The organism is Lentzea sp. CA-135723 (genome assembly GCF_050936595.1).
Lineage (GTDB): Bacteria > Actinomycetota > Actinomycetes > Mycobacteriales > Pseudonocardiaceae > Lentzea.
In genome coordinates this window covers 1,146,067-1,168,901 of the sequence record NZ_JBNJMK010000002.1, presented here as the reverse complement: position 1 = coordinate 1,168,901, position 22,835 = coordinate 1,146,067, and the positions used below count along the sequence as shown (strand labels likewise).

Sequence of the window (22,835 nt, the reverse complement as noted above, 5' to 3'; positions counted from 1 at the left end):
GCCTACGATCGTTGGCGTGTCGAAGCTGACCGCCTTCCTCGTGTCCTGGCAGCGCGCTTTCGCGATTGCCGTCGTCATCGCGCAGGCCGGGATCGCGGTCACCGGCTCGATCGTCCGCGTCACCGGCTCCGGGCTCGGCTGCCCGACGTGGCCGCAGTGCGTCGAGGGCAGCGTCGTCCCGGTGGAACACCCCGAGGTCGCCGCGCTGCACCAGTGGGTCGAGTTCGGCAACCGCACGCTGACCGGTGTCGTCGGCATCATCGCGGGCCTGTGCGTGCTGGCCGCGTGGTTCCACCTCCCCCGTCGCCGCCGGGTGCTCGTGCTGTCGCTCGTGCAGCTCGTCGGTGTGGCCGTGCAGGCGGTCGTCGGCGGCATCACCGTGCTGACCGGGCTGGCCTGGTACACCGTGTCGATCCACTTCATGATCTCGATGGGTCTGGTGTGGATGGCCGTGCTGCTCGTCAGCTCGCTGCGGGAAGGTGACGGCCCCGCACGGCTGAAGGTGCCGGCGCCGTTGATGAAGCTCCAGGTCGTCATGGCGGTCGTGCTGGGCGCACTGCTGCTGGCGGGCACCTGGGTCACCGCCGCCGGTCCGCACGCCGGTGACGCGTCGACGCCGCGCCTGGGCGTCGAGGTCGCGACGCTCGCTCAGGTCCACGCCGACCTGCTGTTCCTGTTCCTGGGCCTGCTGATCTCGGTCGGCTTCTTCCTGCGCACCCGCGCCTACTGGACGCTCGTCGCCGTCGTGCTCGCGCAGGGCGTGCTGGGCATGGTCCAGTACTGGACGGGTGTGCCCGAGGTGCTCGTGTCGATCCACGTACTCGGTGCGGGTGCCGTTGTCGTTGCCACGGCGGCGCTCTGGACGTCCTCGCGTGAGCGGACGCACGTCGTCGAGGTGCCCGCCGCTGACGATCAGGCGCTCAGCAAGGCCTGAGCGTCGCCCTGGTCGTTGTGGCCGGCCCAGTTCGCGGGCGTGGCCTCGAAGTTGGCGTCGGTGATGGTCCGGTCGGCGCCCGCGTCCAGCAGGATCCTGATCACCGGCAGGTGGCCGCGTTCGGCGGCGAGGTGCAGCGCCGTGACGCCCTCGCCGTGCATCGGGCCGCCGAAACCCGTGCGCTGGTTGGGGTTCGCGCCCAGGTCCAGCAACGTGCGGGTGGCGTTCTCCAGCCCGCACCAGGCCGCCCACGCGAGCGCCGTGCCGCGGTAGACGTCCGCGTCGATGCGGGCGCCGCGCTTGAGCAGGTCGCCGAGGACCTCGGTGCGGTCGTTGCGGGCGGCCCACGACAACGCCTCGTCGAGCACCTCCTGCGGGTCGTTGGTCGGCCACCAGCGCGGGAAACCGCTGTGGGGCCGGTAGTAGCCGCGGTCCGCCTCGGGTGCTGACGCCAGGTCGAGGTCGCCCAGGCCGGCGGCGGTGCGCAGGTTGGGCGGGTGGATTCCGTGCCGTGCCAGGAGTTCCGCGGTCTTCCGGTTGCCCCAGAACAACGCGACGGTGAGCGGGGTGCCGCCTTCACCGCGGGCTTCGAGGTCGGTGCGGGCTCCTCGGCCGAGCAGCAGTTCGGCCAGGTGCGGCAGGTCCGCGTAGGCCGCCTGGTGCAACGCGGTCCAGCCGTGGACGTTCTGGTGGTCGACGTCCGCGCCGTTGTCGAGGAGCACCTCGACGAGGCGTTCGTCGCACTTGGCGGTGGCGAGGCCGAGGAGGTCGTTCCCGTTGGTACCGCTGGCCTTCACGAGCCACGGGTCGCGCGTGATGATCGCCTTGAGCTCACCGGGGTTATGCATCTCGATGGCCTGGTAGGCGCGGGCGAACGGGCGCGGCTTGCGGATGTTCGCCTTGAGGGCCTTCCAGTCCTCGCAGCCGTGGGCCTGCGCGAGCACCATGTGCGCGCCCTCGTCCGTCAGCGGGACGTCGTCGAAGACCTCCAGCGCGCCGGGAACGCCGTCCCACGCGGAGGCGAGCAGTCCGCGCGCTCGCTCCTCGTAGTACTCGATGTCATCGCGAAACGGGTGCCACATGGCACCACGCTACTTCGGTGCGACGGGCCTGCGCTCCCACAAAGCGGGCAGTTCCTCTGAGAGCCAACCGTAGAGGTTGTCGACGGCCTTGAGCCGCTGCGCGCGCTCGGGGTCGCCGCTGAGCAGCCGCATGCCGTCGTCGGTCAGCAACTGGACGCTCGCGATGGCGGTCAGCTTGCGCTGGATGAAGTCCGTCCAGGCCTTCTCGTTGATCCGGTACTCGGCCGCCTGCCGCCCACGCCGGGTCCGCTTGGTCACGAGGCCGACGTTGACCAGGTACTTCAGGTTCGTGCTGATCGACCCGCTGCTCGCTTCGAGCTCCTGCGACAGCTCCGCGGCGGTGCGCTCGACCGGCTGGCAGACCAGCAGGTACCCGAGGATGCGGCCACCGATCAGCGGGATGCCCTCCTCGGCGAAGTGGGCCGCGAACCGCTCGATCCAGGCCGACAGCCTGGTCTCCCGCCCGACGCTCATCAGTGATCCCTTTCGGTCGACACTGAAACTATCGTAGCGATCTTGTCAACGGGCGCGGGCAGCGAAGAGCGCGCGACCCACGTGCGGTCGCGCGCCCATGAATGTGGAGTACTGCCCTCAGCGGGCGGAATCGACCTTCACGGCCGAGAGGAACGCCGTCCACGCCGTCGCCGACACCGGCAGGTGCGTGGCGGGGGCCTTGCTGTCCCGGACGCCGACACCCTGCCCCACCTCGACGCAGTTGTCAGCGGTGCTGCTGTAGCTGCTCTTGCGCCAGTTGGTCATTGGAGACCCTCCAAGATGTTGTCGATCACCGCCCTCGATTCTTCCCGATTCAGCGCCGAGGCGGCGAGCTTCTTCACCCTGTCCTCGTACAGCGCGACGGTTTCCTTGTCGTCGAAGAACAATCCGCAGTTCAGGGTGTCCAGGAAGACGAGCGGCGGATACTTCGGGAACTTCATCACCCGGAAGTCGCCGGCCACGCCCGCGTGCGCTCCGATCGACCTCGGCACGACGTGCAGATTGATGTACGCGCGCACCGACATCCGCAGCAGGTGGGCCAGTTGCTCACGCCAGACCTCCTGGCCGCCGACCGGCAGCCACAACGCCTGCTCGTGCAGGTAGAAGGTGAACGTCCGGCCGGGCCTGAGGATCTCCGCCCGCTGCATCCTGGCGGCGACGACCTTGGGGATGTCCGCTTTCTCGTGCGGGCCTTCGAGAGCGACCGCGTGCGCGTACTCGGGAATCTGGAGCAGGCCGGACACGAGGCTCATCGACCATGCGGTGACCTCGTTGGATTCGCGCTCGTGGCTGATCAACGTGCGCAACTGGTCCGGGACGCCGTCGTCGGGGAACAGGATGAAGCCCTTTTCCTCCGCCTCCAGGTACAGGGCGATCATGTGCCGGCGTTCCGCGAGCGACAGGCGGCAGTAGGCCAGCAACAACTCGACCTCGTGGACCGTGGCGCCGCCCTTGCCGTTGACGAGGTCGGAGAGTTTCGACTCGTCCCAGTCCAGCTCCACGGCCAGACCGCGTTGCGTCATTCCGGTCTTGGCGATCGCGGCGCGGAGTGCGTTGCCGAACTCGCGGCCCACGATGTTCGACTCTCTTTTGGGCATGCCGGAAAAGCTAGGAGACGAAAGCCTCCCGACTCCATCGTTCCAGCTCAAATAGCCCTGAAAGAGGGCCGCTTGGAGATTCTCCAAGCGGCACAACGAGTTTGCCTGCGGCTACCGGGCCGCGGAAAACGTCAGCAGACCGGCGCGAGCGGGGTGGTCTCGTCCGGGCCAGGGCGGCGGCGCCAGCGGTCCAGTTTGGCGTGTTCCGTGAGCGAGATCAGCGTCTCGCGGACGGACAGGCGCACGCGCGGATCGCAGGTCAGCACCGGGACCTCTGGCGCGATGCCCATGCCGCGGATGATGGCCGAGACGTCCGACCGGACAGACGCGTGCACGTTGTTCAGCGCCAGCACGTACGGGATCTTGTGGTCCTCGAAGTAGCGCATCGCGTCGACCGAGTCGGCGGGGCGCATCACGTCGAACAGAACGACGGCACCCACAGCGCCGCGCACGACGTCGACCCAGCCCGCGCGCGGGTCCTGCCACTGCGGGGCCACGAACAGGTGCAGCGCGAGGCCAGGGTCGAGCCACACGCGTCCGAACTGGATTCGCACCAGCTCGGTGACGCCACCGGCGCGTTCCGGCGCGAGGGAACTCATCGTCAGGAGATCGTTCTCCACGATGGACCTGATGAAAGTGCTCTTGCCCACGCCGAAGCCACCGGCGACGACAATCTTGGCCGAGGTCAGCTCCCGACCGGGCGGCCCTGGGGGCCCGAATTCGGGAAATCTAGAGCCGACGTAGTCCACTCAGCACTCTCTCCATCAACCCGAGGTCCGGCGTGTCACCGCCTGCGGAAGCGGTCTGGTGCACGTCCACCAGGCCTCGTTCCGCCATGTCGCCGAGCAGCACTTTCACGACCCCCAGCGGGAGGCGCATCAGCGCGGCCACTTCCGCGACGGATCGCGGGGAGTGGCACAACTCGACAACGCGTTGGTGCTCAGCCTGCAAGATACCCGCAGACTGCCGACTCTGATCATTGGCGGAGACAAGTGTCTCGATCTCGAGGTGAATGTTCGACCGAGTGCGCCCACCCGTCCAGGCATATGCACGAACGATCGAGGCATCGGCGGCGTCCGGAAGGACGGAGTCGAACGCCGGAACCACTTCTTGCCGCGGTGCGACGGGAGTCGCATCCCGCGCGGGCACGCCGGACGACGAGCGCGGTCGCTTTCGGCCCGAGTCCAGGGAAAACCCGTTCATCAGGTCGGCGAACGTCTGCTCGGCGGGCGTTTCGGCCCGCCTTCGTCGTCCGTGCGCGTCAGCGGACGAACTCATGGATCACCTCACGCTGTGCAGCTGCGCTCGCAGTTCGGGGGTGAGGATCTGGCCCACCTGGTCGACGACCACGGTCATCTCGTAGGCGACCTGGCCGACGTCGCTGTCGGGGGCGGCGAGTACCGCCAGACAAGACCCGTCTCGAATGGACATGAGGAGCATGATCCCGTAGTCCATCTCGACCACGGTGCGCAACACTCCGCCACCTTCGAAGCAACGTGAGGCACTCAGGGTGAGCGCCACGACGCCGGAGGCGATGGCGGACAACTGGTCGGCGCGCTCGGGCGGCAGACCTGTGGACTTGGTGAGCAGCAGGCCGTCCACGGAGATCACGATGGCGTGGGCGACACCGGCCACGCGCTCGGTGAAGTTGGTGATCAACCAGCCGAACTGGTCGACCTGGCGTGACTGCGGCGTGCTCATGCCTTCTCCCCGTTGTACTGGCCGTTCCCCTGGCCGTTTCCGTTCCCGCTGCCACCGAGCGGCGCCTGGCGAAGGCCCGTCTGGTAGCTGGCGAGAAAGCCCCGTGCCCGCTCCGGATCGCGCTTCGGGCCCGCGGCGGGACGTGTGCCGTTCTCGGGACGTTCGGCGAGGTCGGGGAGCAGGTTCTTGCGCGGTGCCCGTTTCGGCAGGCCGGCATCGGTCTCGCCGGCGTCCGTGACGGGGTCGCCCGCCTGTTCCCAGACGGTCCCGCCGGGCTTCTTGCCGAACCAGGATGCCACTACTGACGGTGACGGTGCGGAGGAGGGCCCGGCCTGAGGTCCGGCCGGTGGTCGATCGCCGTTGGCCCGTTCGTCCGAAACGCCGCTGCCCGCGAACCAGGAGGACGTCGTCTCGGTCGGCGACGGTGCCGGAGCCTGAGCCGATCCGTTCGCTGATCCGTTGGCGGATCCGTTCGCGGACCGGGCGGGTCGCTGGGGAAGCGACTCGTCGATCGCGGCGCCCCGGAACGAGGTCCACTCGGCCGACTCGCGCGGCTGGTCGATCGCGGGGGCCGGTTCCGGCGGCGGTGCCAGGTTCGGCGTCTTCACGACGACGTGCGGCGCCTTGGCGGCGATGGCGGGCTTCGGCTGGGGCAGCGCGGCGTGCCGGGGTCCGGCGGGCGCGGGGGCGGGTTCGTTCGAGCGGACGAGCTCGGAAGGCACGAGCACGAACGCGCGCAGGCCCTCACGGCCCTCTCCCGCCGACCGGAGCCGGACGGTGATGCCGTGGCGGCCGGCGAGCCTGCCGACGACGAACAGGCCCATCTGACGCGAGACGGGCACGTCGTCCTCGGTGCCGGACGAGAGCCGCTCGTTGGCCTCGGTGAGCTCGGCAGGTCCCATGCCGATGCCCTGGTCCCCCACCTCGACCAGCACGGATCCCTGCTGGTCGAGTCGCGAGCCGATGATGACCTGGGTGGAGGGCGCGGAGAACGCGGTGGCGTTGTCCAGCAGCTCCGCGACGAGGCGGACGAGGTCGCTGGCGGCGTAGCCGACGATCTCGACCGACGGCGTCGACTTCACGACGACCCGCTGGTAGTGCTCGATCTCCGACGCGGCGGCGCGCAGCACGTCCGCGAGCGGGACGGGCTGGTGGAACCGGCGGGCCACGTCGGTGCCGGACAGCACCATCAGGTTCTCGTTGTTGCGGCGCATGCGCGTCGCGAGGTGGTCGAGCTTGAAGAGGTTCGCGAGCTGCTCGGGGTTCTCCTCGTGGCGCTCCAGCTCCTCCATGAGCTTGAGCTGGCGTTCGACGAGGCCCTGCGAGCGGCGCGACAGGTTGACGAAGATGTTCTTCATGCCGGACCGCAGCGACGACTGCTCGACGGCGGACCGGACGGCCTGCTCGTGCACGAGGTCGAACGCGCGGGCCAGCTGGCCGAACTCCTCGCTGGAGTGCACGGGCACCGGTTCGATCTCGGTGTCCGGCTTGCGGTCGGCGCGGATCGCGGCGACGACCTCGGGGAGGTGGTGGTGCGCCACGTCGAGGGCGGAGCGGCGCAGCTCGGACAGCGAGCGCAGCAGGTAGCGGCCGATGACGAAGCCGAGCGTGCCGGCGATCAGCAGCATGGCCAGCAGGATGACGGCGGCGGCACCGGCCTTGTTGGACGTGTCGTCCTGCAACGCGCCCGCGGTGCTCGCGAGCTCGTCCTGCAGTGCGCGGCCGACCTGTTCCATCAGCCGCGCGGTGGCGCCGGAGGCCTTGTTCCAGTCGTCGACGGCGATGCCGAACTCCTGCGGCGGCTTCGGCTGGCCGGGGCGGGTCGCGGGCGGCGGGGTGCCCTCTGGCTGCGTGAGAGCGCGTTCCACGAACGCCGTGCGCAGCGCCACGGAGGCGCCGGTGACGGTCTGGTCGTAGGTGCGGCGCTGTTCGGTGGTGCCGATGGCCTGGAAGTCGTTCAGGCGGTCCTGCAGGCGGATGTCGGACTGCTCCAGCGCGCGGGTCTCGGGACCGAGGAGCTTGCCGCGGCCGATGCCCGCCAGGACGATCGCGTGCTGCAGCGAGACCTGCTCCTGCGCGATGACCATGTTGTGCAGGGCCTGCGCGGTGCCGGAGATGGCGTCGTCGTTGAACTGGCCGACGAGCGCCTGTTCGAAGTCCAGCAACGACTTCACGACCGCCGAGTAGCCGGAGGTGCCGCCGGACGGGTCACCGCCGTCGCCGCCCTGCGCGACCTTCTCCCGCAGGTTCTTGAGCGTCTCCAGCTGGCCGCCGAGCTCGAGGAACCGCTGCTTCGCGACGTCGCTGACGCCGTCGGTGCGGTCGACGCGGCGGCGCACGGTCGCGGCGGCGTTGTCGGTGGCGCTGATCTGGTTTTGGTAGGCGCCCACGCCGGAGCCGCTGGTCGCGCTCTGCGCGGCGAGCGTGCGTTCCTGCTGGACGCTGGAGATCAAAGGCGCGAGATCCGCCCTCAGGCGAACCAGGCCCTGCATCTGCACGTAGTTGTTGGACCGGTCGACGTAACCGGAGATCTGCAACGCGCCCGCGCCGACGGCCACGGCGACGGGCACCAGCAGCACGACGCCGAGCTTGACCGGCAGGCGCCAGTTGCGCCAGTCGCTGATCTTTCTCCACTCGACATTCACGAAATGGTCCCCAAGGCGCGCTCGAAGTGCCCCACTATCGGCTACCTCCTGGCCTGGCGAATCCCCGCGAGTCGATGTCCCCGCAGCTCGATATCTCCATCAGCCGTATCGGGTGTGAGCGGATAGTAGGCCAGAGAGCGTGACGCGACAACGACCTGGCGCGTGCACGATCGATCACCCAGCGTCACACCCGACCTTTTGGGGTGGTCCTGCGGGTTCAGGGGATTGACTCGCCGCCACGCGTGGTTACGCTTGCGCCCTCCACCCCCGGACCGGACGCGCTGTGTGCGCGGAGCCTCGCCGGGCACTCCCCGTAACGAATGCGAGCGGTTGATGACGAAGGCGCTGCCCTCCGTGTCACGCCCGGCGACGCCCGGTTTCGCGACCTTTGACGAACCCGTTCACTCATTGCTCATCGATGGTGACGGAGAGCCGGATTTCGGTGCCATCCAAACGAGCGAGGATTTCGTCGACCTGAAGCGACGGGTGAAGCGTTTCATTCTCCCGGCGACGTTGCTGTTCCTCGCTTGGTACGTCACGTTCGTATTGCTTTCCGCTTACGCCGCCGACTTCATGAGCACTCCGCTGTTCGGAACGGTGAACGTCGGCTTGACGCTGGGATTCCTCCAGATCGTCACCACCATCATCATCACCATGGCGTACGCGCGTTACTCCAGAAGGCAGCTCGACCCCCAGGTCGAGAAGGTGCGCGCACTCGCGGAAACCGACGAGGAGCTGGCGTGACCGGGGCGAACACCGCGATCAACCTGTCCGTCTTCGGCATCTTCGTGCTGCTGACGCTCTACATCGTCTACCGCGCCTCCACGCGGAACGTGAGCGCGTCGGACTACTACGCGGCCGGCAGCTCGTTCACGGGCACGCAGAACGGAATCGCACTCTCGGGTGACTTCCTGTCCGCGGCGTCGTTCCTGGGCATCTCCGGCGCGATCGCCGTGAACGGCTACGACGGCTTCATGTACTCGATCGGCTGGGTCGTGGCCTGGCTGATCGGCCTGATGCTGATCTCCGAACGGCTGCGCAACACCGGCCGTTTCACCATGGGCGACGTGATGGCGTTCCGCATGCGCCAGCGCCCCGTGCGCGCGGCCGCGGCGAACGCGACCCTGGTGATCTCGATCTTCTACATGATCGCGCAGATGGCGGGCGCCGGCGGCCTGATGGCGTTGCTGCTGGACGTGCACAGCAAGATCGGCCAGTCGATCATCATCGCGGTCGTGGGCATCGTCATGGTGCTGTACGTGCTGGTCGGCGGCATGAAGGGCACCACGTGGGTGCAGATCATCAAGGCCGTGCTGCTGATCCTGTCGGTGTCGCTGCTGACGATCTTCCTGATCGGCAAGTTCGGCTTCGACTTCTCGTCGATGCTGGACCGCGCGACGCAGCAGTCGCCGCTGGGCGAGGCCGTGCTGGCGCCGGGCGTGAAGTACGGCGCCTCGGACCTGTCGAAGATCGACTTCATCTCGCTGGCTCTCGCTCTTGTCCTTGGTACCGCGTCTCTGCCGCACGTGCTGATGCGCTTCTACACGGTGCCCAACGCGCGCGAGGCGCGTAAGTCGGTCGTGTGGGCCACCTGGATGATGGCGATCTTCTACTCGTGCGTCCTCGTCATCGGCTTCGGCGCGATGGCCCTGGTCGGCACCGACAAGATCACCGGTGCTCCCGGCGGCGAGAACTCCGCCGCGCCCCTGCTGGCGTTCCAGGTCGGCGGCACCGTTCTGCTGGGCATCGTGTGCGCGGTGGCGTTCGCGACGATCCTCGCCGTGGTCGCCGGTCTGACCCTGACCGCGTCGGCCTCCTTCGCGCACGACGTCTACGCCAACGTGATCAAGCACGGCGAGGCCGATCCGCGCGACGAGGTCCGGGTCGCTCGCATCACCGCCGTGTGCGTCGGGGTGCTGGCGATCGTCGGCGGTATCGCGGCCAACGGCCAGAACGTCGCCTTCCTGGTGGCGCTGGCGTTCGCGCTGGCCGCGTCCGCGAACCTGCCGACGCTGCTGTACTCGTTGTTCTGGAAGCGTTTCAACACGCGCGGGACGTTGTGGAGCATCTACGGCGGGCTCACGTCGTGCGTGCTGCTGATCGTCTTCTCCCCCGCGATCTCGGGTTCGAAGTCGTCGGTGTTCCCCGACGCGGACTTCGCGTTCTTCCCGCTGTCGAACCCCGGCATCGTGTCGATCCCGCTGTCGTTCCTGGCCGGGTTCCTCGGCACGGTCCTCGGCGGGGAGAAGGCGGATCCGGCCAAGCAGGCGGAGATGGAGGTCCGCGGTCTGACCGGGCTCGGCTCAGGCCTGCGCTAGGTCCGCGGGCGCGGTCCAGCCGGTGGAGCGGATCCACTCGGCCAGGTCCTGGACGGCCGGCTCGATCTTCCTCACCGCCGCGAGGTCCGACGGGTGTTCGGACGCCTTCGCGAACTGGCGGAACATCTCCCGGTCGAGCTCGTTGGGCAGGACGCTCAGCGGCAGGGCCTCGTAGCGCGACGGGAGCCCGGCGTGCGCGCCGAACGCGGCGGCCATCCGAGGGCCCGTCAGCTCGTCGCCGACGGCCTCGACGGCTCCACCGGGCACGTCCGCGCCGAACAGGACCGCGGCGGCGATCCGGCCGATGTCCCTGATCGAGATCAGCTTCAGCGGGGCGTCGTCCGGCAGCGGCAGCCTCAGCACCACCGTGCCGTCCTCCACCACCGGCGCCATCACGGTCGAGAAGTTCTCCATGAAGCCGGTCGGGCGGACCATCGTCGTCCTCAGACCGGAACGCCTCAGGTGCTCCTCGATCCGGTGCTTCGAGTCGTGGTGCGGCACACCCGTCACGCGGTCCGCGCCGAAGACCGAGTTGAACACGACGTGCGGCACGCTCGCCGCGACCGCTGCGTCGGCGAGGGCGGTGCCCACGCGGACCTCCTCCTCGACCTCCTGGAGGCTGTTCGCCTCCGGGGTCATGAAGTAGAACGCGTCGACCGCCTCCAGCGCGGTGACCACGGACGCCGGGGTGTCGATCCGGACGGGTGCGAGCTCGACGCCCCTGGCGGCCAGCGCCCGCGCCCGATCGGACTCCGGGGAGCGGACGAGGGCCCGCACCCGCGCCCCTCGCTCCAGGAGCGCGTCGACGACCGCCCCGCCCTGCTGCCCCGTCGCACCGAAGACGGCGATCGTGCTGGTCCCCTGCGTGTTCATCTCGTCCACCCTCTCACTGGTTCACGGCATGAACCAAATTAGTTCATGCCATGAACCTTCGCAAGGCACGCGGGTGCCGCGAGAGGACCGCGCGATGGGTCAGGAGGTGGAGGACAAGACGCCCGACGCGTCCACGACGGCGGTGGCGACGCGTTCGAACTCGCGCCGGCCCTCGGCGTCGAGGTTCTCCGCGATGTCGGGCAGGCGCCTGGTGGTCTCGGCGTAGACGGCCTCGGCGAGCACCTTCCCCGCGGGCGTCACGCCGAGCATGATGACCCGCCGGTCCTGCTCCGAGCTCACCCGGCTGACCAGGTCGCGCCGCTCGATGCGGTCGACGAGCTGGCTCAGCGCGTTCTTGGTCATGCCGAGCGCGGTGGCGAGGTAGCTCATCCGCCGCGGCTCGTCCTTGATCGCGCACAGCAGCGTGGCCTGCGTGGAGGTCAGGTCGTGTTCGGCGCAGATCTGCGCGTACCTGCGCTGGATCAGGACCGAGAGCCAGAAGAGCTTGTCGCCGTAGGCCACGCCCGTCTCCCGTCGTCCGGCGCCGAACGCCCAGTCTACGGCCGCGCGGGCCTGCGACCCGCGCGGCCGGCGTCCTCAGGCTGTCGCGGCGGCCGCCTGGATCGCCTTGCCGAACCGGGACGCCGCCGCGTCGTCGGTGAACTGGAAGCCGAGCGTCGGCTCGGTCAGTTCGAGCTCGAGCAGCAGCGGCGCACCGCCGGGGCCCGCCACGACGTCCACGCGGGCGTAGAGGAAGTCCTTGCGGCGCAACGAGAGCAGGGCCGCGGCCGCGTCGAGGACCTGCTCGCCCAGTGCGATCTGGGGCGCGGCCGGTTCGATGGCGCGGAGCTTCTCCTCGACGTACAGGCCGGACTCCGCCTCGGCGAGCCCCTGGGCCAGCATCGGTCCTTTGTGGAACGCGTGGGAGTACTCGCCGGCGCAGAACACCAGTGCGGTCTCGCCGTGGGCGTCCACACTGGACTGGTAGGGCTGGATCAGGGCCTTGACGCCCAACGACTCGAAGTGCGCGCGGGCCGCGGTGTGGTCGGTGAACCTGGCCGCGCCCTTGGAACCGGCGCCGACCGAGGGCTTCACGACGAACTCGCCGTCCGGGAAGACGGGCTCCTCCCCCGGCGAGACGACGGCGGTGGGCACGACCGGGACGCCGCGCCCGGCCAGTTCCACGAGGTAGGCCTTGTCGATGTTCCAGCGGACGACGGCGGCCGGGTTCGCGAGCCTCGGCACGCCGTCGCACCACGCCAGGAACTCGTCGAGGTGTTCGGGGTAGTCCCAGGTGGCGCGCAGCACGACCAGGTCGGCGTCCTGGGTGCCGTCGTTCCACGGCTGCCAGACGACGTCGACGCCGTCGCGCTTCAGGGCCGCTACCAGCGCGTTCTCGTCGCCATCGCCCTCGGGCAGGCCGGTGCACGAGGCGAGCACGACCCTCATGACTGCATCTTGGCCATCTTGCGGCGGTGCGCGGGGCCGATCTTGGCGGCGGCCGTGGTCTCGCGGTCCCACTCGGCCTGCTCGACGCCGGCGGCCGACTCGACGGCGGCGGTGGCGGACTCGACGTCCTTGGTCATCACATCGCCCATGGCACCGTCCGCGCCGACCAGCACGATGCGCGCGCCGGCGCGGCCGATGGGTTCGACCACCGCCCGGACCGCCGTGTCCGGCTTGCCATGGGCCTTCACGAACTCGGCGATGCGCTTCTGCGCGGTTTGATCAGACATCCCCACACTGTAAAACCAGCGGGTAGCTTCGTCCGGGTGACCACCGACACGCTCACGTCGTTCCTCTCGTGGTACTTCGACCGCAACCCCCTCCGCGCCGCTCATGCCGGGTCGTTGGAGCACTACTCCACCTTCGGCGACTTCTCCGCGGCCGCGTTCGAACGGCAGGCCAGGGAGAACGGGGAGTGGATCGCCCGGCTGGAGCCGCTGCCCAGGTCCGTGGACCGGGATCTCGCGTTGTCGGTGTTGCGCGGGTCCGCGGCGATGGAGGCGTCGCCCGGCTGGCGTCGGGACCCGAGCGAGTACTCCGGGATCGTGTTCTTCGGGTTGCTGGCGCCGTTCCTGCACCGGTTGCTGCCCGAGGCGGGGCTGGTCGGGGCCACGGTCGCGAAGCTGGCCGAGGTGCCGTCGATCCTCGCCGCGGCCGAGGCCAACCTCGATCCCGCGCTGGCGTCGCCGCTGGTCGTGCGGCGGGCGCTGGACCAGGTGCGGACGGCGCGGACGTTCCTGCTGGAGTCGTTGCCGCGGGAGGCGTCGACGCCGGAGTTCCGCGCCGATCTCGCGGAGGCGGCCGGGCCGGCCGCGGACGCGTTCGACCGGCACGCGCTGTACCTGGAGGACCTCGCCGTCCGGGCCACCGGGGACTGGCGCATGGGCGAGAAGCTCTACTCGACGTTGTTGCTGGACAAGGAGATGCTCGGCTACGGGTCGCCCGAGCTGCACCAGCGCGGGCAGGACGCGTACGCGGAGCTGGAGGCCGAGCTGGTCGAACTGGCCGGCTCACCCGACTGGCGGGCGGCGATCACGGCGTTGCAGGAGGACCACCCGCCCACGATGGAGGCGATGCTCGCCGAGTACGAGGCCGAGACGACGCGGGCCCGTGCGGCGTTGGTCGAGCACGACCTCGTGACGTTGCCCGAAGAAGAGCAGTGTTACGTCGTGGCGGCGCCGGCGTTCCACCGCGCGGTCACGGCCGTGGCGAGCTACCTCGGCCCGCCACCGCTGACGTCGCGGCGCACCGGCTACTTCTTCGTGCCGTTCACGCCTGAAGGCGCGTCCGGCGAGCAGGTGTCGCAACGGCTGCGCGCCAACTCGCGGTCGCAGCTGCCGACGGTCTCGGTGCACGAGGCGTACCCCGGCCACCACTGGCACAGCGCGTGGGTCGCGGCGCAGGGTTCGGCGCACCCGCTGCGCAAGGTGTTCCGCACGTCGTACTTCTCCGAGGGCTGGGCGCTCTACTCGGAGAAGCTGCTGCGCGAGGTCGGTTTCTACACCACCCCGGCCGCGGTCATGGGGCACGTCCAAGCGCGGCTCTTCCGGGCGGCGCGGATGATCGTCGACACGGCGTTGCACTGCGGCGACATGACACCCGAGGAGGCGGAGGCGTTCATGGTGGCGCGGACGGCCCTCACGCCAGCGACCGCGACGAGCGAGGTCAAGCGGTACTGCGCGTGGCCGACGCAGGCGCCGTCGTACCTGACCGGCGCGCTGGAGATCGACCTGATCCGCGACGAGTACCTCGGCGCCGGGCTGGGGTCGTTGCGCGACTTCCACGACCGGATCGCCGGTTCGGGTGCGTTGCCGCTCGGACTCGCGCGCCGGGTGGCACTGGGCGAGGAGTAGCGCGACAGTGGAGCCGCGCACGTCTCACGACAACGGAGACGGATGAAGCCGGTGATCACGCCCGATGCCGTGCTCGCGGTCCTCGCCGACCACGGGATCCGCTGGTGCTGCGTCAGCCGGCCTCTGCCTCTCGTTCGGCGTTCGGACGGTCGCATCGTGGTGCCGGCCCGCTGAGCGTCGAAGACTCGGCGAAGGCCGGCTGACGCAGCACTAGGCGGGACGGTAGGCCTGGCCCGCCGCGGTCAGCGCCGTCCCCGTGGACAGACCCGTCGGGCTGGTCTTGGAGGACAGCGTGAACCACGCATAGCGTTCCACAAAGGACAGTCCGTTGAGCATCTTCGTGGACGCCGTGATGAACGCGGTCTGCTGCGCCTGGCTCGGGTACACCGCCCGGCCGGAGCGCCAGTCGATCAACGCGTACTCGGTCAGCCAGATCGGCTTCTGGTAGCGGTTGTAGACGTTGCGCAGGTACGACTCCAGGTGCCCTGTCGCGGCGGCGGAGAAGTCCTGGCCGTACCAGTGGATCGGGATGAAGTCGACGCGCAGGTTGCGTGCCTTGGCACCGGCCATGAACCGGTCGAGCCAGCCGCCCGCGACGTCACCGCCGAACGCGACGCCGGGCGCGCCGAGCCGCAGGCCGGTGCCCTGCAGGCGGGGCCACAGGTCCAGGGCCCGTTCGACGGTCATGTTGGCCTGGCCCGGCATGTCGGGCTCGTTGAAGCCGAGCAGCTGACGGCCGTTGGCCTTGGCCTTGTTCAGCTCGGCGTCGGTCACGCTCGCCGCTCCCCAGATCATCGGGACGAACTCGGCGCTGCTCTGGATTCCGCGGCGGTCCGAGGCCCACGTGTAGTACCAGCGGGCGTCCAGCGCGGTCATGGCGGCGCCGGCGGGACCGGGGTCGTCGGCCGCGTTCACGCCCTTCTTGGCGGAGGCGGCGTGCGATGGAAGCGCTCCCATGAGGAGCAGACAGGCGATCAACAGCAGGGTTGTCTTTCGCATGGGATGGTCTTACCAGGGCCGTGAGCCGTCTGTCATGGGGAGAACACCCAGCGTGGTGGTTCTCAGCGGGCGGGACCGGGAACATCGGGGTCGCGGGCCGGGTTGAGCGGGGTGAGTCGATCTAGGAGGACAGATGCCCAAGGCAGTGGTGGTGCGTTCGGCCGGTGGCCCGGAGGTGCTGGAACACTCCGACGTGCCGTCGCCCGTGCCCGGTGACGGCGAGCTGCTGGTGAAGGTGGGCGCCGCGGGCGTCAACTACATCGACACGTACCAGCGCAGCGGCCAGTACCCGGTGCCGCTGCCGACCGCGCTGGGCCTGGAGGGTGCGGGCGAGGTCGTGGTCAGCAACTCCCCCGCGTTCGCCGCCGGCGACAAGGTGGCGTGGATGTCCGTGCTGGGCAGCTACGCGTCCGAGGTCGTCGTGCCGGCCACCGCGGCGGTGAAGGTGCCGGACGGCCTGGACGTCGAACTCGCCGCGGCCTCGCTGCTGCAGGGCATCACCGCGCACTACCTCGTGCACTCGACGTATGAGGTCAAGGCGGGCGACCGGGTGCTCGTGCACGCGGCGGCCGGTGGTGTCGGGTTGCTGCTGACGCAGTGGGCGAAGTCCAAGGGCGCCACCGTCGTCGCGACCGTGTCGACGGACGAGAAGGAGGCGCTGGCCCGCGAGGCCGGGGCCGACCAGGTGCTGCGGTACGGCGACTTCGCCTCGCAGATCGAGAAGGTCGACGTCGTGTACGACGGCGTGGGCGCGTCCACGTTCGACCAGTCGCTCGCGTCCTTGAAGCCGCGCGGCATGCTGGCGCTCTTCGGGGCGTCGTCCGGGCCGGTGCCGCCGGTGGACCCGCAGCGGTTGAACGCGGCCGGGTCGGTGTACCTCACCAGGCCGTCGACCGGCGCGTACATGCTCACCCGCGAGGAGTTCGAGGGGCGCGCCGCCGACCTGTTCGACGCGATCAGGACCGGCGTGCTGAACATCCGCATCGGCGGTCGGTACAAGCTCGAAGAGGCGGGGCAGGCGCACACGGACCTGCAGTCCCGCAAGACGACCGGCAAGTTGCTGCTGCTGCCGTGACGTCACGCGGAACGGTCTCGCGATGGTCCGACGAGGAGGGCTGGGGTGTCATCGAGTCGCCCGAGTTCGACGGGCCGGTGTGGGCGCACTTCTCGTCCGTCACCTCGGCGAGGCCAGGCGGCTTCCGGAGCCTGAGGGTCGGTGACGCCGTCGAGTTCGAGGCCGAACGCGCGGACCAGGACGGCTACCGCTGGCGGGTCGTCACCGTGCGGAGCACATGAGAAAGGCCCGGTTCGACCTCGAACCGGGCCTTTGCACCACGAGGTCAGCTGACCTTGACGCCGTCGATGACGAAGATCAGCGTCTCGTTGGGCTGGATGCCGTTGCCGCCCTGGCCGTAGCCCTTGGCGGGCGGCACGACGAGCAGGCGGCGGCCGTTCTCCTTGAGGCCGATGATGCCCTCGTTCCAGCCGTCGATGACCCGCGCCTGGCCGACGTTCTCCACCGGGAACGGCTCGCCGCGCTTGAACGAGCTGTCCAGCACCTTCTTGTCCGAGAAGGTCGTGAGCTGGTAGTTGACCGTGGCCGTCGAACCCGCCTTCACCTCGGCGCCGGTGCCGGGCACCAGGTCCTTGATGATCAGCTCCTCGGTGGGCTTGCAGTTCGGGACCTCGACCGTGGGCGCCTTCCCGAAGTCGCCGCTGACCTTGAAGTCGTCGGCCTTGCAGGGGTTCGTGGGCGTCGCCGTGGAGGACGACCCGCCCGCGGAGGGCTGGGCCGAACCGGCACAGCCCGCGAGGCCGGCTGCCGCCACGAGGGCCAGGGAAGCGATCAGGACGTTGCGCATGGTCGGTGAGCGTATTCGGAGCGGTGTGAGCGGCGCGTAGCACCCACCTCGGCCAACCGGCCGAACCCACGGCGAGTGGGTGCGTTCGGGTGGGTGAGTCACCCTCATCCGCCACGTTCGGGGGCGGCGGCGACACGGCGTCACCGATGCGCACGGATGCGGGCCGCCCACTGGGCTCAAGGGCGTTTATTCCGGGACCGAATGTCGCACGAATAGCAGCTTCCTAATCTTTAGACCGACGCGTACAGTAACTCCGCGCACTTGATCGGACACCGACCGCATTCGTCCGTTCGAGTAGCGGCCAATCTGGTGACCCGGGAGGTGGGACACGTGTCCGCGGAGGCCGGAGGCATCCGCAGCAACCTGCTCCAGGAGTTGTTCTGGACTCGGACCGGGTTGCTCCTCCTCATACTCGTCGTCACCTCAGGCGCGTCGCTGACCATTTCCAGTCAAATGGATTCCGGTACAGCGAGAAACCTGCTGACCGCACTGGGCACGGGCACGCTCATTTCGGCGGTCGTGAGCTTCACGCAAACGTTGATCACGTCGAAAGCCGCGCAGAAGGCGCTTCTGGAGCCGGTCATCGAGGAGAGCCGCAGAGCGCTCAAAGAGCTGACCGAGTCCTACCGGGCGCTCGACCGCGAGTTCTTCCCCAGTCACGTGTTCGAGCCGACCGCGAAGCCGGACCCGGTCTTCAACCAGCTGATGATGCGGGACCTGGAGCAGACCCGGCTGTACTGCTTCCGCGGGTTCGCCGGCCGGTACGCGGCCGGAAGAGTGCTGCTCAGCCAGACCGAGTGCGAGCTCAGGGCCGTGCTGGCCGACCCGCGCGACGACAACGCCATCAGCGGGCGGGCGCGTTATCTGCTGCGCAACGAAGGCGCGGACGGCGACTACGACGAGATCCAGGAACGGTTGAAGGAGCAGATCGGCATTGGCCTCGTCGGGCTGTACGCGGCCCGCAGCCGGTGTTCCCGCATCGACGTCACCATCGTTTCGGATCCGCCGCTCGACCGGCTCGAGCTGTTCGACGACTCCGCGTGGCTCACGCTCTACAGCAACACAGCGGGAGTGCTCAGGCCGTATCCGCGCACGCTCAGGTTCACCGAAAGTTCGTTCCTTTACGCGATGGAACGCGCGGAGTTCCTGCGCATCAGCAATTCCAAGGCCGGCTACCACTTCGCCATCACTCCGGCGACTTCCCGCACCGACTTCGTGGCGCTGTTCGAGAAGGTGACCGGCGAGTCACTCACCACAGAGGGATTCGCGGAACTGGAACGCAAGTTCCACTCATTCCGTCGCGAATTCTCCGCATCCGCTCAGTTGAGGAGCTGATCGATCTTGCTAGCCGAGTTCACCGGGTTGTCCGCGCTCGACGAGCTCGCCGCCAGGGTGAAGCGCGCCGAATTCCCGGTCGCCGACCACTGGGACGACGTCGGCACGTGGTTCCGCGAGTGGGCCAACCGGCCCGAGCTCCGCAAGGAGCTGCGCGCGCACATCGACGGCCTCACACCCCAGGAAGCGACCTGGGTGATCGCGCACTCCCGCGAGACGACGACGCACTACGCCTGGTGCCTGCGCGACGGGGAGGGCGAGCCCTTCACGTTCTGGCTGCACGAGTACAAACCGCTGCGCGACTGGCGGGCAGGTTACGCGGACTCCGTGCACAACCACCGCTACCACTTCTGCACCACCATCCTCAGCGGCGCCTACCTGCACGAACGTTTCGACGCCCGGCTCGGCGTCGGCGGCCGCACGGTCGTCGGCACCGAACTGACGAACCGCACCCAGTGCACCGAGGGCACCACCGGCACGTTGCAGGCGCACGAGTTCCACCGGATCCCGCGCGCGGCGGACGGCACCATGACGTTCCTGGTCAAGTCCCGTGCGGTGAACCCGTGGAGCCTCAGCTACGACCCGGACACCGGCATCAGCCACCGGCACGTGCCCGTCGAGGACCGGCTGGAGGATCTGACGAACCATCTGTGAACGGCCGCTGGTGGCGTGGCTCAGAACGTTGCCGAGGGAATTCGCGGTCAGACGGGCGCATCGTGGCGCCGCCCCCACGTCCTCGTACTGGACGTACGGGGGCGTGGGGGCGGCGCCACGAGGTGTCCTGCTGAGCGTGAATTCACCGCCAACGTTCTGAGTCACGCCACCTGGCCACTGCTACGCGCATACCATCAGCCCACCTGGCAGGGAGGGCTGATGATGCGTACGCGCACAGAGATTCCGAGGTCTGTCATCGGGGACGTGGAGCAGCGCGTGAAGCGGCTGTGCGAGGACCTCGCCGCGAAGCTCCAGTTCCACGGGTGGCACCACGTGAGCTTCGTCCGCGACAAGTCCGTGCACTTCGCCGAACGCAACGGCGCCGCACGGGACGTCGTGGAGGTCGCGGCACTGGTGCACGACCTGAACTACATGGTCCGCCGCAACTCGCTGCCCACGGACGGCGCGGCGTTGCGGCGCAGGACGTTGTTCGTCGCCGGGGTGTCCATCGGCGACATCGAGTGGATCGAACGGATCGTGCTCGAGGCCGAGATGCGCACGCGGTCGCGGGACATCTCTCTGGAGGCGCAGGCGCTGTCCGACGCGGACACGCTGTTCAAGGCGTTGCCGGTGACACCGGTCGTCCTGGCGCACAAGTACCTGCAGGAGAACGGCATCACGTTGCGCGAGCTCGCGCACAAGATCGTGGGCGAGCAGGTGGGCAAAGCCGACGAGGGCTACTACTTTTACGACGCGGAGGCCGCCGCGACCTACACCAAGTGGGCCGAGACGAACCTCCTGTTGTGGAAGTGCATCGTTGAGTCCCTCGACGACCCGTGCGTCGAGGACCTGTTGACCAAGGTGGCGTCCTGAGCACGTTCTTCATCAGAAACGGCACGGAGTCGGTCCCCGCGGGTGACTACGACCCGCGCGAAGCCGTCGTCGTGTGGCATGAGGTGTTCAACGAGGTTTGGGCGCCTCTGCCCGACGACAACGTTGTCGAGCTGCCCGCCGCGTTGGTGGCGCAGCTCGTCAAGGCTGATCCAGCCCGCATGCACGACGTCGCGCTCTCGTGGGCGCCCCTCGTCGGCATGGGCTTTCACGAGGCGTTCGCACACCTCGTGGAGTTGTCCGCGCTTGCACGCACGGCCGTGAGCCGCGCTGACACCGTGTGTCTGGAGATCACTTCGCCGGCGTGAGGCCGACCTTCTGCTGCACAGGCATCGTGACGCCAACGGCGGCGAACACGAGTTCACGCGATGCGCGCCGCACGGTCAGCACGCCGAGATACGGCTCCACGGTCGCAGTGCGACGGAGGTCGAGGTACGCGCCGACGGCGGCATCGACGATCAGGTCGCCTTCCACCCGGTCGCCGAAGCGGCGGACCAGTTCCGCGATCGCCTGGTTCAGCTGGACCTGCAAGTTCACCATGACCGAGCAAACGATCAGGCGGGGCCGCCGGTTCAGCGTGCGCGCAGATCGGCACTTCCGTGCAGCGCGTAGGCTAGCCCCAAGACGTTGCCGCGGCTGAGCATCTCCCACCGCACCTGCCGCAACGCCTCCCCCGCGCCCATACCGGACCCGACCCGCGCGAGCAGCATGCCGGTGACCCACCCGGCCATGTCCTGCGGCACCGCCTCTTCCGGACAGACCACACCGGACGCGCCGTGCTCCACGAACGACCGTGCGAGCCCGGCCATCGGTGACGTCCCCACCACCAACGGCTTGCGCACGGGCCAATGCGGCTGCGGCCACACACCCGTGCTGTCCCACCGTGCGATCTCGTCGGCGTCGAGGAACCCCTCGCGGAAGTGCAGGTGCACGGCGTCCATGGTCTCGCCGGCCAGCACCCGTCCCAGCTCGGGAGGCGTCACGTACGCCGAGGTGACGGACGTGGGCGGGATCTGCGACATCAGCTCCGTGACGTGCCGTTCGGTCAGCCCGCGGTCCATGCCGGCGTCGACCGCCATCGACACCTCGAACGGCCAGGGGCGCGGCGAGATCCGGTGCACCAACGGCCCCACTGGGTGTTCGAGGACGCTCGACAGGCCCCAGAAACCGAAGGGGCACAACACGTTGCCGCTGTGGTCGTGGACCGGGCAGTGGGGAGGGATCGGCCCGCCTGCGCCGAACGGCCCGAACTGGCCGACCGAGGGGCAGAGGCGGTGCGGAGCGTCGGTGAAGGGGAGGTCGTAGACGAGCGGCCAGCGCACGGAACCGAACGCAGTGGCCGCCGTGATCATCACCCCGGCCGGGCGGCCCGTCGCGCGAGCCGCTTGCCGGATCGCCGCGGCGGGATCGAGTGCGCCCGTCGCGGCCGCGTGCCTCCCGGCCCCGGAGCCGCCGAACAGGTGCGCGTACACCTCCGCGCCCTGCCGCGCGAGGTGCGCCAGGTCCGTGCAGTACGCCGGGAAGTCCTTGCCGTACCAGGGATCCAGCCCGGACGTCGCGGGCAACCCCATCTCCACCCCGGCCGTGCTCACCCACGACGGCACGTCCCCCGCGGCAACCAGCGCCCGTTCCCCGAACTCCAGCACCGACACCGCCCGCCCGACCGGCAGGTCGGCGAACGTCCGCGACAACCGCAACCGGGTCGAGGTCCGCGGCTCACCGGCCCCCACCGGCAGCACCACCTGCTGCACGTGCACCGGCACCACCCCGGCGTGGACGACCAGCTCACCGGTCCACGGCACGGCCGCGTACGGCGTCGTGACCTCGAAGTTCACCCACGCGCTGGGTCCCTCGGCCGGCAGCATGAACGCCTCGGACACCACGGGCCGCCCGGACATGCTCAGCACGGCCCGCAGCTTCACGTCGTCCGCGAGCACGGGCCCGTCCCCGACCCGCACCCACACCTCGTACTCGGCGCCGGGCCGCAACGCCCCGGCGATCCCCTGCGTCGCCCCTGGGAGCGCGACCACGACCGACACGGGACGGTCCGCGACGACGGGTGGCGCCGGCAACGCGGTGAACGTCATCCGGCCGCGCCGCTCCAGCTCGCGGAACTGCCACAACGCGTCCTCGACCCGCACCGACCCGGACGCGCGCGGCACGGCCAGCACCACGTGCGGCGCGCTCCACCCCACGACGACCGACGAGGTGTCCACACCGGACACCCACGTGTGCACGGCGGTGAACAGCACGACCGGACGGCCCGCCGCGCGCAGCGAGGCGACCAAGGGGGCCGAGTCCCAGGAGCGCGAGTCGTGCAGGACCACCACATCGCCGGGGACGTCCGCGAGCGAGGGCAACCCCGAGGCCGACGGGAAGTGCCGGAGGTCCAGCACGGCGCACCGCAGCGGGCGCACGGCCGTGGCGACCGCGGTGGACGCGGCGGAACCGACCGCGAGCCCGGCGCTGACCTGCGCCCACCCGCCCGGATCGGTGATCACGACGAGCGAGGACGCGGGGGTCAGGGCCGCGACGAAGTCCAGTGGTGAACCTTCACCACCGGTGACGGTGAACTCAACGGGCGCCACAG

General features: G+C 69.4%; 26 protein-coding genes. 10 read left to right on the top strand and 16 right to left on the bottom strand.

Annotation, left to right across the window (positions count from 1 at the left end; genetic code table 11):
* Positions 1 to 7: 7 nt before the first annotated feature.
* On the top strand, positions 8 to 934 hold the full coding sequence (locus ACQEU1_RS41390; RefSeq protein WP_433217049.1) for a COX15/CtaA family protein: 927 nt from the start codon (positions 8 to 10) through the stop codon (positions 932 to 934).
* Here ACQEU1_RS41390 and ACQEU1_RS41385 read toward each other — a convergent pair.
* The 8 genes from ACQEU1_RS41385 to ACQEU1_RS41350 all read right to left on the bottom strand — a co-directional run bounded on the left by ACQEU1_RS41385 (position 913) and on the right by ACQEU1_RS41350 (position 7,954).
* Positions 913 to 2,016 (bottom strand): ankyrin repeat domain-containing protein, encoded by a 1,104-nt coding sequence (locus ACQEU1_RS41385; RefSeq protein WP_433215051.1) that lies wholly within the window; start codon positions 2,014 to 2,016, stop codon positions 913 to 915. The genes ACQEU1_RS41390 and ACQEU1_RS41385 overlap by 22 nt on opposite strands.
* Before the next feature lie 9 nt (positions 2,017 to 2,025).
* Positions 2,026 to 2,490 carry a GbsR/MarR family transcriptional regulator gene (locus tag ACQEU1_RS41380; RefSeq protein WP_433215048.1) on the bottom strand — a complete coding sequence of 155 codons (465 nt, stop codon included), beginning with the start codon at positions 2,488 to 2,490 and terminating at the stop codon, positions 2,026 to 2,028.
* A 117-nt stretch (positions 2,491 to 2,607) separates the two neighbouring features.
* Positions 2,608 to 2,775, bottom strand: coding sequence for a DUF397 domain-containing protein (locus ACQEU1_RS41375; RefSeq protein ID WP_433215045.1), 168 nt, complete (start codon positions 2,773 to 2,775; stop codon positions 2,608 to 2,610).
* Entirely contained in the window at positions 2,772 to 3,608 is an 837-nt protein-coding gene (locus ACQEU1_RS41370; protein WP_433215042.1) for a helix-turn-helix domain-containing protein, read from the bottom strand. The genes ACQEU1_RS41375 and ACQEU1_RS41370 overlap by 4 nt, the downstream gene beginning before the upstream one ends.
* 131 nt (positions 3,609 to 3,739) lie before the next feature.
* Complete coding sequence (locus ACQEU1_RS41365; protein ID WP_285641303.1) at positions 3,740 to 4,258, bottom strand: ATP-binding protein; 519 nt, start codon at positions 4,256 to 4,258, stop codon at positions 3,740 to 3,742.
* Between the two features lie 79 nt (positions 4,259 to 4,337).
* Positions 4,338 to 4,886, bottom strand: a complete 549-nt coding sequence (locus ACQEU1_RS41360; protein WP_433215039.1) for a DUF742 domain-containing protein — start codon at positions 4,884 to 4,886, stop codon at positions 4,338 to 4,340.
* A gap of 3 nt (positions 4,887 to 4,889) precedes the next feature.
* Complete coding sequence (locus ACQEU1_RS41355; protein WP_382445103.1) at positions 4,890 to 5,309, bottom strand: roadblock/LC7 domain-containing protein; 420 nt, start codon at positions 5,307 to 5,309, stop codon at positions 4,890 to 4,892.
* Positions 5,306 to 7,954, bottom strand: coding sequence for a nitrate- and nitrite sensing domain-containing protein (locus ACQEU1_RS41350; protein ID WP_433215036.1), 2,649 nt, complete (start codon positions 7,952 to 7,954; stop codon positions 5,306 to 5,308). The genes ACQEU1_RS41355 and ACQEU1_RS41350 overlap by 4 nt, the downstream gene beginning before the upstream one ends.
* Before the next feature lie 333 nt (positions 7,955 to 8,287).
* On the opposite strand from ACQEU1_RS41350, the gene ACQEU1_RS41345 reads away from it, so the two are divergent.
* On the top strand, positions 8,288 to 8,698 hold the full coding sequence (locus ACQEU1_RS41345) for a DUF485 domain-containing protein (RefSeq protein WP_433215033.1): 411 nt from the start codon (positions 8,288 to 8,290) through the stop codon (positions 8,696 to 8,698).
* The gene (locus ACQEU1_RS41340; protein WP_433215030.1) at positions 8,695 to 10,272 is read left to right on the top strand and encodes a solute symporter family protein; all 1,578 of its coding nucleotides are present in this window, start codon (positions 8,695 to 8,697) and stop codon (positions 10,270 to 10,272) included. The genes ACQEU1_RS41345 and ACQEU1_RS41340 overlap by 4 nt, the downstream gene beginning before the upstream one ends.
* On the opposite strand, the gene ACQEU1_RS41335 is transcribed toward ACQEU1_RS41340, so the two are convergent.
* The 4 genes from ACQEU1_RS41335 to ACQEU1_RS41320 all read right to left on the bottom strand — a co-directional run bounded on the left by ACQEU1_RS41335 (position 10,258) and on the right by ACQEU1_RS41320 (position 12,881).
* On the bottom strand, positions 10,258 to 11,145 hold the full coding sequence (locus tag ACQEU1_RS41335) for an NmrA/HSCARG family protein (protein ID WP_433215027.1): 888 nt from the start codon (positions 11,143 to 11,145) through the stop codon (positions 10,258 to 10,260). The two genes, ACQEU1_RS41340 and ACQEU1_RS41335, sit on opposite strands and share 15 nt — an antisense overlap.
* Positions 11,146 to 11,244: 99 nt before the next feature.
* Positions 11,245 to 11,667: a MarR family winged helix-turn-helix transcriptional regulator gene (locus ACQEU1_RS41330; protein ID WP_433215024.1), complete on the bottom strand. Its 423-nt coding sequence runs from the start codon at positions 11,665 to 11,667 to the stop codon at positions 11,245 to 11,247.
* A gap of 75 nt (positions 11,668 to 11,742) precedes the next feature.
* Positions 11,743 to 12,594 carry an ATP-grasp domain-containing protein gene (locus ACQEU1_RS41325; RefSeq protein WP_433215021.1) on the bottom strand — a complete coding sequence of 284 codons (852 nt, stop codon included), beginning with the start codon at positions 12,592 to 12,594 and terminating at the stop codon, positions 11,743 to 11,745.
* A complete protein-coding gene (locus ACQEU1_RS41320; protein WP_433215018.1) occupies positions 12,591 to 12,881 on the bottom strand; it encodes a hypothetical protein in 291 nt (96 codons plus the stop codon). Before ACQEU1_RS41320 ends, ACQEU1_RS41325 begins: the two co-directional genes overlap by 4 nt.
* A 36-nt stretch (positions 12,882 to 12,917) precedes the next feature.
* Here ACQEU1_RS41320 and ACQEU1_RS41315 point away from each other — a divergent pair, with 36 nt between their 5' ends.
* Positions 12,918 to 14,504 (top strand): DUF885 domain-containing protein, encoded by a 1,587-nt coding sequence (locus ACQEU1_RS41315; protein WP_433215015.1) that lies wholly within the window; start codon positions 12,918 to 12,920, stop codon positions 14,502 to 14,504.
* A gap of 210 nt (positions 14,505 to 14,714) precedes the next feature.
* Here the strand turns inward: ACQEU1_RS41315 and ACQEU1_RS41310 are convergent, their stop codons facing one another.
* On the bottom strand, positions 14,715 to 15,503 hold the full coding sequence (locus tag ACQEU1_RS41310; protein WP_433215012.1) for a glycoside hydrolase family protein: 789 nt from the start codon (positions 15,501 to 15,503) through the stop codon (positions 14,715 to 14,717).
* A 133-nt stretch (positions 15,504 to 15,636) separates the two neighbouring features.
* Here ACQEU1_RS41310 and ACQEU1_RS41305 point away from each other — a divergent pair, with 133 nt between their 5' ends.
* Both ACQEU1_RS41305 and ACQEU1_RS41300 read left to right on the top strand, forming a co-directional pair.
* Entirely contained in the window at positions 15,637 to 16,578 is a 942-nt protein-coding gene (locus ACQEU1_RS41305) for a quinone oxidoreductase family protein (RefSeq protein ID WP_433215009.1), read from the top strand.
* Entirely contained in the window at positions 16,575 to 16,799 is a 225-nt protein-coding gene (locus ACQEU1_RS41300) for a cold-shock protein (RefSeq protein ID WP_433215006.1), read from the top strand. Before ACQEU1_RS41305 ends, ACQEU1_RS41300 begins: the two co-directional genes overlap by 4 nt.
* 44 nt (positions 16,800 to 16,843) lie before the next feature.
* Here ACQEU1_RS41300 and ACQEU1_RS41295 read toward each other — a convergent pair whose 3' ends face one another.
* Positions 16,844 to 17,365: an FKBP-type peptidyl-prolyl cis-trans isomerase gene (locus ACQEU1_RS41295; RefSeq protein ID WP_433215003.1), complete on the bottom strand. Its 522-nt coding sequence runs from the start codon at positions 17,363 to 17,365 to the stop codon at positions 16,844 to 16,846.
* 396 nt (positions 17,366 to 17,761) lie between these two features.
* Here ACQEU1_RS41295 and ACQEU1_RS41290 point away from each other — a divergent pair, with 396 nt between their 5' ends.
* The 4 genes from ACQEU1_RS41290 to ACQEU1_RS41275 all read left to right on the top strand — a co-directional run bounded on the left by ACQEU1_RS41290 (position 17,762) and on the right by ACQEU1_RS41275 (position 20,553).
* The gene (locus ACQEU1_RS41290) at positions 17,762 to 18,700 is read left to right on the top strand and encodes a hypothetical protein (RefSeq protein ID WP_433217046.1); all 939 of its coding nucleotides are present in this window, start codon (positions 17,762 to 17,764) and stop codon (positions 18,698 to 18,700) included.
* Between the two features lie 6 nt (positions 18,701 to 18,706).
* Positions 18,707 to 19,354 carry a hypothetical protein gene (locus ACQEU1_RS41285; protein WP_433215000.1) on the top strand — a complete coding sequence of 216 codons (648 nt, stop codon included), beginning with the start codon at positions 18,707 to 18,709 and terminating at the stop codon, positions 19,352 to 19,354.
* A gap of 222 nt (positions 19,355 to 19,576) precedes the next feature.
* Positions 19,577 to 20,227, top strand: coding sequence for an HD family phosphohydrolase (locus ACQEU1_RS41280; RefSeq protein ID WP_433214997.1), 651 nt, complete (start codon positions 19,577 to 19,579; stop codon positions 20,225 to 20,227).
* A gap of 83 nt (positions 20,228 to 20,310) precedes the next feature.
* Positions 20,311 to 20,553 (top strand): hypothetical protein, encoded by a 243-nt coding sequence (locus tag ACQEU1_RS41275; protein ID WP_433214994.1) that lies wholly within the window; start codon positions 20,311 to 20,313, stop codon positions 20,551 to 20,553.
* Here ACQEU1_RS41275 and ACQEU1_RS41270 read toward each other — a convergent pair.
* Together ACQEU1_RS41270 and ACQEU1_RS41265 are read right to left on the bottom strand one after the other, a co-directional pair.
* Complete coding sequence (locus tag ACQEU1_RS41270; RefSeq protein ID WP_433214991.1) at positions 20,537 to 20,776, bottom strand: three-helix bundle dimerization domain-containing protein; 240 nt, start codon at positions 20,774 to 20,776, stop codon at positions 20,537 to 20,539. The genes ACQEU1_RS41275 and ACQEU1_RS41270 overlap by 17 nt on opposite strands.
* A 41-nt stretch (positions 20,777 to 20,817) precedes the next feature.
* Positions 20,818 to 22,833 carry a hypothetical protein gene (locus tag ACQEU1_RS41265; protein ID WP_433214988.1) on the bottom strand — a complete coding sequence of 672 codons (2,016 nt, stop codon included), beginning with the start codon at positions 22,831 to 22,833 and terminating at the stop codon, positions 20,818 to 20,820.
* Between the last annotated feature and the right edge of the window lie 2 nt (positions 22,834 to 22,835).

What these genes read in the sequence shown, in the direction of transcription:
- ACQEU1_RS41385 (WP_433215051.1), bottom strand. Translation starts at nt 2,016, where the DNA reads ATGTGGCACCCGTTTCGCGATGACATCGAGTACTACGAGGAGCGAGCG.
- ACQEU1_RS41380 (WP_433215048.1), bottom strand. Translation starts at nt 2,490, where the DNA reads ATGAGCGTCGGGCGGGAGACCAGGCTGTCGGCCTGGATCGAGCGGTTC.
- ACQEU1_RS41375 (WP_433215045.1), bottom strand. Translation starts at nt 2,775, where the DNA reads ATGACCAACTGGCGCAAGAGCAGCTACAGCAGCACCGCTGACAACTGC.
- ACQEU1_RS41370 (WP_433215042.1), bottom strand. Translation starts at nt 3,608, where the DNA reads ATGCCCAAAAGAGAGTCGAACATCGTGGGCCGCGAGTTCGGCAACGCA.
- ACQEU1_RS41360 (WP_433215039.1), bottom strand. Translation starts at nt 4,886, where the DNA reads ATGAGTTCGTCCGCTGACGCGCACGGACGACGAAGGCGGGCCGAAACG.
- ACQEU1_RS41355 (WP_382445103.1), bottom strand. Translation starts at nt 5,309, where the DNA reads ATGAGCACGCCGCAGTCACGCCAGGTCGACCAGTTCGGCTGGTTGATC.
- ACQEU1_RS41345 (WP_433215033.1), top strand. Translation starts at nt 8,288, where the DNA reads ATGACGAAGGCGCTGCCCTCCGTGTCACGCCCGGCGACGCCCGGTTTC.
- ACQEU1_RS41335 (WP_433215027.1), bottom strand. Translation starts at nt 11,145, where the DNA reads ATGAACACGCAGGGGACCAGCACGATCGCCGTCTTCGGTGCGACGGGG.
- ACQEU1_RS41325 (WP_433215021.1), bottom strand. Translation starts at nt 12,594, where the DNA reads ATGAGGGTCGTGCTCGCCTCGTGCACCGGCCTGCCCGAGGGCGATGGC.
- ACQEU1_RS41320 (WP_433215018.1), bottom strand. Translation starts at nt 12,881, where the DNA reads ATGTCTGATCAAACCGCGCAGAAGCGCATCGCCGAGTTCGTGAAGGCC.
- ACQEU1_RS41310 (WP_433215012.1), bottom strand. Translation starts at nt 15,503, where the DNA reads ATGCGAAAGACAACCCTGCTGTTGATCGCCTGTCTGCTCCTCATGGGA.
- ACQEU1_RS41305 (WP_433215009.1), top strand. Translation starts at nt 15,637, where the DNA reads ATGCCCAAGGCAGTGGTGGTGCGTTCGGCCGGTGGCCCGGAGGTGCTG.
- ACQEU1_RS41295 (WP_433215003.1), bottom strand. Translation starts at nt 17,365, where the DNA reads ATGCGCAACGTCCTGATCGCTTCCCTGGCCCTCGTGGCGGCAGCCGGC.
- ACQEU1_RS41280 (WP_433214997.1), top strand. Translation starts at nt 19,577, where the DNA reads ATGCGTACGCGCACAGAGATTCCGAGGTCTGTCATCGGGGACGTGGAG.